Genomic DNA, 12,282 nt, shown 5'->3' on the forward strand with positions numbered 1-12,282 from the left:
CGGCCAGTGTGGTGACGGCGGGACGCGAGACCGTGCCCGCCACGCGCACTTCATCAATGCGCCAGTTGTCGGCCACGAACTGCAGTCGAATGCGCGCCGCACGGGCGTTCGCGGCCGAACGCGGCAGCACCAGCGCGACATCGCGAAAGGCAATCGGCCCCACGTCGCCCAATCGTGCGGTGGCGCCGGTACGGAACCCGTGCGCGGCGTCGGTGTCACTCACGCCCTCCACCGATGCGCGCAGCCCCATGGTGCGACGATACCAGAGCGTCATTTCGGCGGTGGTACCGAACTGCCCCAAGCCTTCGTGCAACCAGTCGGCCGCATCGCGTCCACCAAGCATGCCGTTGTATAGTAGCACCGTGTTCAGCAGCGAGTTACGCAGCCGCAGCAGCACGGCCACCGAGTCGCCGACCGGCAAGTGGTCGACGCTCACGTCGATCCAGTCGTCGAGATCGCCGGTGGAGGCGCCACGCATGATGCGCGGGACGGTGGAGTACAGCGTGCCATCGCGCGAGAGCAGTGTAGCTCGCACATCGCGCCCCGCGCGGTCGGTAGCACTGCCCACCGGCGTGAAGCCCGACACGAGCACGGGAGCTCCGCGCTGATCGGGCACGACGCGCTCACCGGCAGCGTGATGAATAGCCAACAGTTCGATGTGATTGATGTAGTGCGTTTCGAGTGCCTCGTTGCGCAACTCGAGCCGCACGCGGCCGGTAGAGTCGGCGCGCACACGCAGCGGATCGACATCGCGCTGTTCCATGAGCGGCGCGATGGAGTACGAGAACCCTTCCGCCTGCAGCTCGGCGGTGGCACCGGTGTCGGAGTAGATCGTGGGACAGGAGCCGAAGATCGCGATGGCCGCTCCGGCGGCCACGAAGGCGCCGAGTACGGCGCCGGCCAAGGATGCGGTTACCGTGGGCGCCACATTCACCTTGCTCTCGAACGTCTCCACGCCCACCACGCTGTCCATTGGTACGGCATTCACCGCGCGCGACATCGCGCTCAGGAGCGAGTAGCTGCTGCCGTCGCCGGTGAGGCTGTCGCGCGTGACGGTGGCGCCGGTGCGGAACACCACGGTGCTCCCGTCTTTCAGGTGCGCCTTGAGCGGCGACTTGATACGCGTGGGCGCGGCAACGTCAGCCGTGGGACGCGCCACCGCGCGGACTTCGGTGCGGATGAACACGCAGGCGGCCGAGAAGGTCACGGCCCCCAAGGCGCTGAGCAGCGCGAGCGAGCGAAACGCTCGGTAACGGACACCGCGACGGACACGGACCAAGAACTGCGGCATGTCGAACACTCCTGGTGAGGTGTGGCGTACTCACCAAGCTGCGGCACGCGAAACGGGCCGGCTATCCGTCACGTGACGTACAGCCGGCCCGCGTTCGCTGCCGTGGGCAGCAATGCGACCGTCTAGTGCTTGGTATTCGCAGCCTTGAAGCGCGCCCGAATCTGCAACAGTTCATCGCTGTGGGCCACGTTCTTCTTGGTCGCGTCTTCGAGGAGCTTCATGATGGCGATGTTATCCTCGACCACCGTGGGCGTGCCGTGCAAGTGCACGCCGAAGCCAAAATGTTCACCCGGGACCAGCACCATCTCGTTGTGCAGCACGACGTCGCTGGTGTCGTCGGCGATGCGCACGACCACGAACTTCTTGCCGGCCTTCTCCATGAAGGAGATGCGCAGACCGTTCACGCCATCCGGCCACGGCGCGTAGGCGTGCTGCTGGCCATCGCTGCCCTCGAAGGACGCAGTGGCGGTGGTCAGCTTCGGGAAATTCTTTTCGAAGCCGCCGGCGTACATGAAGGCGTGTCGCATTCGTGAAGTCCTTGTGCGTGAATTGCAGTGAGTTGCAGGTGGTGCGGAGGGAACTTCCGAATATCGCACCGTTGCGGCCCGATGGCGAATCGGGACGTGCGAAACTGCGTTCAGGAGGCGCGGGCGGCGGTCCGGCGCGCGCTTAGGTGACGAGCGCGCAGGATACGCAGATAGAGGCCACCGGAGAAGAACACCAGGGCGCTGAGCCCCAGCAACTCCTCCCGCGAGAGGTTGGTGAGCACCCAGACGCACACCGTGGCCCCCAGAATCGGGACGACCGGTCCGCCCGGTATGACAAACGGGGACTCGGCGCTCTGCACCCCACGCTGCCGCAGTCGCAGCACGGCCAGACAGACGGCGACATCGACCAGCAGCACCGACGACGTGCCCAGAATGGCCAGCGACCTGAAGGCCCCCAGCACGGCCAGCGCACAGGCAATGGCCGCAAACACCAGAATGGCCACGTACGGTGTCTGGAAGCGCGGATGCACCTTGGCGAGGGGCGCGGGAAGCAGACCGTCCTTGGCGGCCGCGTACAGGCAGCGTGGCGACACCAGCAGGTCGCCGTTCACGTTGGCGAAGATCGACAACGACACGGCCCCCAGCAGCAGCGTGCGCCCCCACGGGCCCATCAGCTTTTCAGCGGTCGCCGCCAGCGGCGTCACGGTTTGCAGCGGCAGGTCGGCGCCAAGCACGCCTTCAGCCACCAGCTGCAACCCGAAATACAACCCAACCACGGTGGCAACGCCCATGAGCAGACCAAGGGGTACGGTGCGACTCGGATGGCGCAGCTCACCACTGGCCGACAGCGACGCTTCACCGCCCACAAACGCGAACATCAGCAGCAACACCCCGCTGCCGAGCGTAGATGCGCTGGGCATGCTGGACGGGATGATGTGCGACAGGTCGATGTGCGGAATACCGACCACGAATAGCAACAGCAGCGGAAGCAGCTTGAGCACCGTGAGCACGACGACCAGTCGCGCGCCGGTCTTCACACCCAGGATGTTCACGCCGGCCATGAACGCGAACAGCGCGATCAGGGTGAGTGCGCGCGGAATGGGCTGCGCGAGGATCGGCGCCGCCGTGGCAAGTGCACTCACGAGCACATCGGCGAGCGCCGCGTCGGAGCAGGCGGCGAAGCCGAACCACATAAGGTTGGCGGCGATGAAACCGGCGAAGGGGCCGAATGCCCGTTCCACATACACATACGCGCCACCACTGTCGTGAACACGACTACCCACTTCGGCGAAGCAGAGAAAGATCAGCACGACCAGCACGGCACAGATTGCGTAGCCGAGTGCCGTAGCGCTGCCGAGGGTGGCGGCGACGAGACCGGGCACGGCGAAAATGCCGGCTCCGATGGTCCCGTTGGCAAAGATGAGGGCGAGCATGCCCGGACCGATCACGCGGCGCAGCGCGCCGCTGTCCGTCATGAGCGACCGTCGCGCCGTTTCGGTGCGGCCCGTGGCGCCGCCAGTTGCGTGTCGGCAGCGATTACGGCGTTGAGCAGCACGTCGGCGCCATTGGTGATGTCGGCCGCGCGCGAGAATTCTTTCGGCGAATGACTGATACCGCCTACGCTCGGAATGAAGATCATCGCCATCGGGGCGATGTGCGCGATCTCCTGCGCATCGTGGCCGGCGCCGCTGGGCATGCGCTGCGACGACAGGCTGAGGGCGGTGGCACTCGACTCGATCCAGTGCATGACCTGCGGATCCGAAACGGCAGGCGCGCTGTCGGTAAGTCGCTTGAAGGCGAAGGCGGTTTTGGTTCCGGCGCCGATTTCTCGAGCGAGTCGCTCGAAGATCTCGGTGAAGTGCTCGATCTTTTGCTGATCGAGGTCACGCAAGTCGACGGTGAGTACGACCAGTCCGGGGATCACGTTGGTGGTGTTCGGCGACACGACCATGCGGCCCACGGTGGCTACCTGCCGTCCCGGCTCGGCCCGCACGGCATCGTTCACCGCCACGGTGAACTTGGCAGCGGCCAGCATGGCATCCTGACGCTGGTCCATGGGCGTGGCACCGGCGTGATTGGCGAAGCCGGTGACCGTGACCTCGAACCATCGCAGCCCCACGATGCCCTGCACCACACCAATCTGCTTGCCGGCCTTTTCGAGCAAGCCGCCCTGTTCAATGTGCAGTTCGATATAACAGGCGATGTCGCCTTTCTTCTTCACCGATTCACCAAGGCGCGATACATCGCCCCCGATGATGCCGATGCCTTCGCGGATGGTCTTGCCCGAGCGCGCCACTTTGGCCAGCTCGGCGTCGGTCATCTCCCCGATGGCCACCTTGCTACCAGTGGTGCCCCCTTCTTCATTCTGCCAGATCACGACATCGAGCGGATGCCGCAGCCGCCTGTTCTGTTCGCGCAGCGTGCGCGCCACTTCGATAGCGCCGAAGGAGCCGACCGGTCCGTCGAAGTTGCCGCCGTCGGTGACCGAGTCGATGTGCGAGCCGATGAGAATCGGCGCGAGTGTGCGGTCGGTGCCGTCGAGTCGCGCATAGATGTTGCCGGCGGTATCGATGCGCGGCGCGAATCCGGCGTCGCGCATGAGTTGCAGGGTAAAGGCGCGACCGGCGAGATCGGCCTCGGAGTACGCCACGCGATTGATCCCGGTGGGCGTGCGACCGATGCGGTCGAACTTGGTGAGCCACTCGTTGAGCCGCGCGCCGTTCACGCGTAGCGGCGCGAACTCGGACGCCGTGAAGGCGTGTGACAGATACGGCATGACCAGCGGCATAGCCGCGACGGTACCGGCGTGACCGAGAAACGTTCGACGCTTCATGCATCAACCTCTGGCGGCAATCGTACGAATGGCCGCGGCGAGCTTATCGGCGTCGGCGGGGGTGTTGTAGAGCGTAGGCGTCACACGCACGCAGTCGCCCTTGGCGAGTCCGGTGCGCTGAAAGGTGAAAACGCCGAACTCATCGTGCAGGGTGGTGGCGAGTGCACGATTGGCGTTGCTGGTGCCACGGTTGTGCAGTCGAAATCCGGTAATCGCCCCAGTGAGCGCGGCATCTTCGGGCGTGAGGATCGTCACGCCCTTCACATTCGCCACCGCATGCACCCAACGGTCGCGCAGATAACGCAAACGGGCGGCTTTTTGCGGAATACCGATGCTGAGCTGAAAGTCGATGGCATCGGGAATGGTCATCACGGTGGCAAAGTGCGTGGTACCGGTGTGAATGCGGCTCTCGATGCGATCGAGTGGCGCGCTTTCGTCGGCATGCGCGCGGTCGATGGCGTCAAGACGTCCTTCGCGAATGTACAGCGCACCGGCACCCACCGGTGCGCCAATCCACTTGTGCAGATTGAGCCCCACGAAATCGGCGCCCATGTCGGACATGGTGAGTGGTACCTGTCCGAACGAATGCGCCGCATCGACCACAACGTCCACTCCTCGAGCCTTCGCCACCTTCACGATGTCGCTGACCGGCAACAGTAGTCCGGTTTTGTTATTGCAGTGCGTAAGCAGCAGCAGCTTGGTGCGCGGGTTGGCGTTCAGCGCGTTAGTGTACGCCGCCAGAATATTCTCGCGCGTGGCCGGCTCCGGGATATCAACCCAGGTTGCATTTGCCTTGCAGCGTGCAGCTAAGGCATTCATGGCCCACTGCATGGCGTTGTAATCGAGATCGGCGTACATGACCGTGTCGCCCGGCTGCACCCGATTGTACTGCCCGATGAGCGCTTGCAGCGCTTCAGTGGCACCGCGCGAGAACGCGAGCTCCGTCGGCTTGGCACCCACAAAGGCGGCCACGCGCTCCCGGGCCGCACGCATCATGGCGGGGTACTCTCGCCGCGCGAAGTAGGAACTCTCGCTGTTGGCGCGATCGATGTAACTGTGGTACGCATCGAGCACCGGCAGGGCCATCATGCCGAAGTAGCCCGCTTCCATGTTTGTGGTGCGCGGCGTGATACGATACTTGGCGGCTACCTGCGTCCAGTACGCTTCGTCGCGCGCCACGTCGTACAGCGCACCGGGGTGTGGTGTGAGCGGGGAGCTGTGATCCTTCGACTGCGGCGCGGGTGCGGCATCGGCGATACTCGGGGCGGCCACGGCGGCGGCACTGAGAATGGCGGCGCTCTTCACGAACTCACGACGGGAGCGGTGTGTAGGCATCCCTGACGGTACGGGCTTGGCCGCTCCCCCGCAATCAGTACGCCGTGTCACGCGCGCTCAGCGGACCACCAGCTCGCCCTTCCACACCGGCTTGACAGGATTGCCGAGGGTGAGCAAGTAGCTGCCGGATCGATCGGCCTGGAACTCGAAGTCCCAGGTCTGTCCTGCCCAGCCTTTGAACGTGGCGGGCAGCAGTTCGCGTTGCGCCGCCGGCATCTCGTAGCCGTCACGGGCCACGGCGCGCCAGGTGACCGGCTGGGTGCGGTCGGAGAGGGTGAGGGTGTTGCCGTTCACAGCGCCGATGAACACGAACCGCAGGCGATGCGTGACACCACGCTCCAGCATCTTCGGCGGCGGCGCCGAATCGCCATTGACGAGCAGGCGCGCCGGTTCGTCGCGACCGTCCCACCCCACGACAAAGAGATGATCGCGCGCCGGGTTATAGCGTTGCCCTGGTTCGAGCACGATGATGCCGCCGTACAACCCCGACGTGAGCTGCACGATGTCGTTCAGATGCGTGTGGTAGATGAACGTGCCAGCGCGGGGCAGGGTGAGGTGCGCGACGAACGAATCACCGGGCGCGATGGCCGGGGCATGCTTGCCGGGCGCGCCGCTCCACCCGGCCACGCCGTCGGAATAGCTCTCGAGTTCGATGCCATGCCAGTGCACGGCGGTGGATTCTTTGAGATGGTTGATGACGGTGATGTCGGTCGGCTCACCGCGGGTGAGAATGAGCGGCGAGCCGGGGATGTGGACGGAGTCGGCCTTCGGCGACGCGCCGTTCTGCAACACGAAGCCGAGTGCGCGCGGCGACACGCCGCGCTTCGCGCCCTCCTGCACGTGAAGCCGTAGGGTGCGTGGCGCGCGCCGCGATGTCGCCACGGCTTTCACGCGATCGGCGACGGAAATGCCCATCACCAGACCGGCCATGTGTTTGGCGGCATCACCGGAGTGATGATCGTGGGCATCGAAGCCCGACGTATAGCGCGTATCGGCCACCGCGTGGAACGCGAGATGGCAGTGAAAAAGCCAGTTCCCGGCGCGCGCCGCGACCCACTCCATGTCCATCGTGCTGAAGGGCTCCATCAGCTCGGTCACGAGCATGGGCTGTCTCGCTTTTGCGATGGCCGACACGCGCTCCTGATCGGACTTGGCCAGCATCCTGAAGTAGAAGCCGTGCAAATGCATGGGATGCGGGCGGATGGTGCCGTTCACAATGCGCCACCGCAGCGTGTCACCGGTGTGCGCGGAGACGCGTTCGGTGTACGGCCACCCGCGTCCGTTGATGGCGAGGGCGTTGCGATACTGCTCGATGGGGCCATCGCCCCACACGTTGAGCACAAAAATGCGATCGTCGGTGCGACCACCGATGGAGTCGATCACAAACGCACCGTATGTCTGCTCGCGTTCGCGGAGCTCCCAGTCCACTTTGCCGACCTGCGCACCATACACATACGTGCCCGGCGCGCCGGCCACAAAGCGGCGCGTGGCACTCTCTCCGGGCTCGAGCGTCACGGAGTCGAAGCCGGGCTTGCTGTTGAGTCCCCGCCAGGTCACCGCGGAGTCGGCCAGCGCGTTGGTGATGCGAGCCACGATCACCGTGCCCGCGCGCACACGAATAAGCGGTGCCGGTACCTGCGGCGCGCGCCCGGCTTCGCCGATCACGGGCGCTTCGACCACGTCGCCGCTCTCGCCCTCGGGGTACCAGCGCGCCAAGCGGATGTCGAGGTCCACGAACATGGTATCACCCATCCGTCGTCCCGCCGCGCGCCGATTGTCATTGGCATCGGCGACGGGTGTCGCGGGTGTCGCGTTCCTCGCTTGCCTCGGTTTCGGCGCGTCGAGTCCCAACCATGCGGCCAGTACGGCCACGAGCAGATACGACCACGGACGAGCGAACACGCGGAGCTCCGGTGCGAGTGAACCTGAACGGGTGGCGCTCCACACGATAACGTCCGCTGGTACGATCCGCGAGCGAGACTTACTCCCTTAATCTTCGTCGAGCAACCTTTCACCACCTAGAATGAACGGTTCGTCGTGTTGACGCATGATCGACCAGTCTGGGATCGCCGAACAGATCACACGGCGGAAAGGAAAAGAGGAGGTCACGGGGAGCCCGGTCGACGGAGAGATTCGTGGCATGCCATTCGCGCCTGAGCTTCGTCGGACCCGTCGTGTCGTTCTTGCCCTGACGACGGCCGTTGCCGCGAGCGCGTGCTCGGCGGGGGCCACCGACACGCCGCCGACCGGGACACCAGCGCCGATACCGCCGCTGACCTATGTGGCGGGTCAGTCGTACTTCGGACGAAGCGGCTACGTGGAGTACGTCGCCGGGAACGCGCCCGTGATTCTCACCGCGTCACACGGCGGCGCGCTCAGTCCATCGTCGATCCCCGATCGCACCGCTGGTGCCTGCGGTGGATCGGCCACTACCGTGACCGATGCCAACACACAGGAGCTCATACGCTCCATGCAAGCGCGTTACGCCGCGCGCTTCGGCACGGTTCCGCACGTTGTCATTTCCCATCTGGCGCGACGAAAGCTCGACCCGAACCGCCTGCAACCGGAGGCCGCCTGCGGAAACGCCGAGGCCGCGCAGGCGCTGTCGGAGTGGCACAGCTTCATCGACGCGGCGAAGAGCGCCGTGCTCGCGGGGCATGGCAAGGGCTGGTACATGGACATGCACGGACATGGGCACGCGGTGCAGCGTCTCGAACTCGGCTACTTGGTGAGTGGCGCGCAGCTCGACGGCAACGACGCCACGCTCGACGCGTCGAGCACAATCGAGAACGGGTCCAGCATGCTCACGCTCTCGTTGTCGTCGCCGTTGTCGTTTGCTACGCTATTGCGTGGCCCGGCCAGCCTCGGCACCCTCTACGCCGCACGGGGATTCCCAGCGGTGCCGAGCAGCAGCGATCCGCGTCCGAACGGCGCGGAGTATTTCAACGGCGGCGACAACACCCGTCGGCATTCCTGCGGCAGCGCGGCCGGACCGCTGGGCGGCACCACCGGCGGGTTGATCTGCGGTGTGCAGATCGAAGCCAACTTCGTGGGCGTGCGCGACAACGCCACGAATCGTGACCGATTTGGCGATGTCACGGCACAGGTGCTGGAGCAATTCCTGCGGGTCCACTGGGGATTGCAGCTGGCCCCGTGAACGGCGGTGGTGCTTCGGAGGTGGTGCTTCGGAGAGCGTCAGCGAGTCGCGGTCATCGCTGGTTGACGCGAAGTTGGCGGAGGACGCGAAGAGTCGCCAAGAACAACAATACATTTTTGGCGTTTGCTGTTCTTCGCTTGCCTTCGCGGACTTCGCGGACTTCGCGTGAACCGACGATCCCGCCCCACCACGAGGCTTTCCGACGCGAGCGAATCGCTCGGCTGCCGTGGCCAACGGCTCGCGACGAACAGCGAAGCGGTCCGCCGTCCGATAGCTTCCACGCATGTCTACCGACTCAACCTTCCTCGGCGATCTGCCTCCTAACGAATTCCGCGCGGCGGCTCATGCTGCGGTGGACTGGATCGCCGATTACCTCGAACACGCCACCCAGCTGCCGGTGAAGAGCCGCGTGCAGCCGGGCGACATTCGCGCCGCACTGCCGGTGTCGGCGCCGGCGCAGGGTGAGCCGCTCGAAGCTATGCTGCGCGATTTTCGCGACACCATCATGCCCGGCATGACGCACTGGAATCATCCCGGATTCTTCGCATACTTCGCGAATAGCGCGTCGTATCCCGGCATTCTCGGTGAGTTGCTCGCGGCCGGGGTGAATGCCAATGGCATGCTGTGGGTCACCAGTCCCGCCGTGACCGAACTCGAGCAGGTGTCGCTCGATTGGCTGCGTCAACTCATGGGATTGGGCGACGGATGGTTCGGCCAGATCACCGATACCGCGAGCGTCAGCACGTTTTACGCGCTGGCGGCGGCGCGTGAACAGGCGGGTTACAACGTGCGCATGCAAGGCATGGCCGGCCGGGCCGATATGCCGCGGCTGCGAGTGTATTGCAGCGAACACGCGCATTCATCGATCGACAAGGCGGTCATCGCCCTCGGACTCGGTCACGAAAACCTCGTCAAGATCCCCGCCGACGAGAATTTCCGCCTGCGCCTCGACGCACTCGAGTCGGCGATCCAGGCCGACCTCGCCGCGGGCTTTCACCCGATGGCCGTGGTGCCGTGCGTGGGCACCACCAGCATGACGAGCGTGGATCCGGTGCGTGCGGTGCTGCGCATTGCGCGCGCGCACGGCTGTTGGGTGCACGTCGACGCGGCGTACGGCGGGGTGACCGCGATCGTGCCGGAAATGCGGCATCTCATGGATGGCACCGATGACGCCGATTCGTTCGTGGTAAATCCGCACAAGTGGCTGTTTACGCCGATGGATTGCTCGGTGCTGTACACCAAGCATCCCGACGCGCTCCGTCGCGCGTTTGCGCTGCTGCCCGAGTATTTGATCACCAGCACGCAGAGCGAGACTGTCAACCTGATGGACTACGGCATTCAGCTCGGGCGCCGGTTCCGCTCGCTGAAGCTGTGGATGGTGATGCGCGCGTACGGCGCCGAGGGTCTCGCCGAGCGCATTCGCTTTCATTGCGATCTCGCGCGCGACTTCGCGGGCATGGTGCACTTCGAGAGCGGCGGTTGGGAGCTCACGGCGCCGGTCACGATGTCACTGGTGTGCTTCCGCTACGCGCCGGCCGGCATGAGCGAGGCCGAGATCGCGCAGGTGAACGCGGCGATCATGGAGCAGGTGAATGCCGACGGGCGCGCGTATCTGTCGCACACGAAGCTGAACGGGAAGTACACGCTGCGACTGGCGATCGGAAACATCCGCACCGATCGAAGCCACGTGGAGACCGCATGGGCTGATTTGCGGTCGGCAGCCGCCGCGGCAGTGGCCCGGCCGTAGCGGCTCCGGTCGCTTAGCGGGCTGATCGCGTAGCGGGAACGCTGACAGGATCTCGGGGAAGTGCCTACCGCGCGCCGACGCGTGGGGAGATAGAAATGGGCATCTGATATAAGCCTTTTCTCTCGCCACCACGTCCATGACGCTTTTTTGCAAACTCCCCGCGGTCGCGCTTCTCCTGCTCGCGGCCTGTGCCCCGGCGTCCGACCAGGCCGAGACGAGCGCCAGCACCGCCGAAGCCGCCGCTCCCGGTGGCGGGCAGGCCGCCGTGGACGACACCGTATCGCAGCCCAATGTGGTGCGCGTGGCGCTGGGGTCGAAGGACCACACCACGCTCGTGGCTGCGCTGCAGGCTGCCGATCTGGTGAACTCGCTGGCCAACGCCGGACCGTTCACGGTGTTCGCGCCCACCAACGCCGCCTTCGACAAGCTGCCGGCCGGCACCGTGGAAACACTGCTCAAGCCGGAGAACAAACTCAAGCTCAAGACCGTGCTGCATCATCACGTCACGACGTCCGCGCTGGACGTCGCCGATCTGGCCGATGGTCAGTCGCTCAGCATGGTGGACGGCGTGAGCGAAGCGATCACCAAGAAAGACGGCGCGACCTACATCGGCGGTGCGAAAGTGATCGCGTCGGTGCGCGCCTCCAACGGCTGGGTGCATGTCATCGACGGCGTGCTGGTGCCGCCCGCCAAGTGAGGCGCCTCCCGTTTTTTACGACTTCGTACGCCGCGCGGCTTTGCGTTCGCGGCGGATGCGCTGCCAGCGCACGAAACCCAACACCGCCACGGTGACTAATACGGCGCCGATGATCTCACCGGCCCGATCGAGGTGGCCCAACGTCTGCACGGCGGCCTCACCAGCCGCGTAGCCAATGGCAGTGAACACGGCGGTCCAAGCCGCCGATCCGATCAGCGAGAGCGGCAGGTAGATGTACATCGGCACCTTGGCCGCTCCGCAGGCCATCGGCAACACGATGCGCAGGCCGAAGGCAAAGCGGACCAGTAACGAGGCGGTGAGTTGGTTTCGACGGACCGCGCGAAGCGCAACGGTGCCGGTGGCGCGCACCCGCGGGAAGCGACGGCGGATGAAGTCCCATCTCCAGCGGCCCAACACGTACAGTAGCGTCGTGGCGACCCAGCCGCCCGCTGTGATCGACAGGATCACGCGGGCGATCTGCAATTCGCCTTCATGGGCCGCGATCCCGCCAAAGATCGGCGAGAGCTCCTCGGTCACGATCGCCGACCCACCAAGGATCACGTAGGTCCAGAAGCTGTCGGTGACCGCCTCCAACCACTGCGTGACGTCCATGCTGGCGGCAACAACACCGAATCCCGAGCCGACAGATAGCACAACGCTCGCCACCCGAAGCAAAAGCGCGGGGGCAAGCGTCGTCGCCAGCAGCATCGAGGTAATCGGAGGGATCATACCCC

The 12,282-nt window shown here is 65.3% G+C and carries 10 protein-coding genes; 3 read left to right on the forward strand and 7 right to left on the reverse strand.

Going from position 1 to position 12,282, the window contains the following annotated elements; all coding sequences use genetic code 11:
• The 6 genes from ACLL97_RS04105 to ACLL97_RS04130 form a co-directional block, all read right to left on the reverse strand.
• A partial coding sequence (locus ACLL97_RS04105; protein ID WP_411279204.1) for a hypothetical protein occupies nt 1-1,291 on the reverse strand: 1,291 nt, incomplete at its 3' end.
• Between the two features lie 122 nt (nt 1,292-1,413).
• On the reverse strand, nt 1,414-1,818 hold the full coding sequence (locus ACLL97_RS04110) for a hypothetical protein (protein ID WP_411279205.1): 405 nt from the start codon (nt 1,816-1,818) through the stop codon (nt 1,414-1,416).
• Between the two features lie 110 nt (nt 1,819-1,928).
• Complete coding sequence (locus ACLL97_RS04115; RefSeq protein ID WP_411279206.1) at nt 1,929-3,254, reverse strand: APC family permease; 1,326 nt, start codon at nt 3,252-3,254, stop codon at nt 1,929-1,931.
• The gene (locus tag ACLL97_RS04120; RefSeq protein ID WP_411279207.1) at nt 3,251-4,612 is read right to left on the reverse strand and encodes a M20 family metallo-hydrolase; all 1,362 of its coding nucleotides are present in this window, start codon (nt 4,610-4,612) and stop codon (nt 3,251-3,253) included. The genes ACLL97_RS04115 and ACLL97_RS04120 overlap by 4 nt, the downstream gene beginning before the upstream one ends.
• 3 nt (nt 4,613-4,615) lie before the next feature.
• Nucleotides 4,616-5,947: an aminotransferase class V-fold PLP-dependent enzyme gene (locus tag ACLL97_RS04125; RefSeq protein WP_411279208.1), complete on the reverse strand. Its 1,332-nt coding sequence runs from the start codon at nt 5,945-5,947 to the stop codon at nt 4,616-4,618.
• A 57-nt stretch (nt 5,948-6,004) separates the two neighbouring features.
• Nucleotides 6,005-7,849, reverse strand: coding sequence for a multicopper oxidase domain-containing protein (locus ACLL97_RS04130; protein WP_411279209.1), 1,845 nt, complete (start codon nt 7,847-7,849; stop codon nt 6,005-6,007).
• A 145-nt stretch (nt 7,850-7,994) separates the two neighbouring features.
• Here ACLL97_RS04130 and ACLL97_RS04135 point away from each other — a divergent pair, with 145 nt between their 5' ends.
• The 3 genes from ACLL97_RS04135 (at nt 7,995) to ACLL97_RS04145 (ending at nt 11,548) form a co-directional block, all read left to right on the forward strand.
• On the forward strand, nt 7,995-9,104 hold the full coding sequence (locus ACLL97_RS04135; protein WP_411279210.1) for a hypothetical protein: 1,110 nt from the start codon (nt 7,995-7,997) through the stop codon (nt 9,102-9,104).
• 283 nt (nt 9,105-9,387) lie between these two features.
• Entirely contained in the window at nt 9,388-10,851 is a 1,464-nt protein-coding gene (locus ACLL97_RS04140) for a pyridoxal phosphate-dependent decarboxylase family protein (protein WP_411279211.1), read from the forward strand.
• A 136-nt stretch (nt 10,852-10,987) separates the two neighbouring features.
• Complete coding sequence (locus ACLL97_RS04145) at nt 10,988-11,548, forward strand: fasciclin domain-containing protein (RefSeq protein WP_411279212.1); 561 nt, start codon at nt 10,988-10,990, stop codon at nt 11,546-11,548.
• A 15-nt stretch (nt 11,549-11,563) separates the two neighbouring features.
• On the opposite strand, the gene ACLL97_RS04150 is transcribed toward ACLL97_RS04145, so the two are convergent.
• The gene (locus tag ACLL97_RS04150; protein ID WP_411279213.1) at nt 11,564-12,277 is read right to left on the reverse strand and encodes a DedA family protein; all 714 of its coding nucleotides are present in this window, start codon (nt 12,275-12,277) and stop codon (nt 11,564-11,566) included.
• Between the last annotated feature and the right edge of the window lie 5 nt (nt 12,278-12,282).

The sequence above is a fragment of the Gemmatimonas sp. genome (assembly GCF_046594945.1).
Taxonomy (GTDB): domain Bacteria; phylum Gemmatimonadota; class Gemmatimonadetes; order Gemmatimonadales; family Gemmatimonadaceae; genus Gemmatimonas.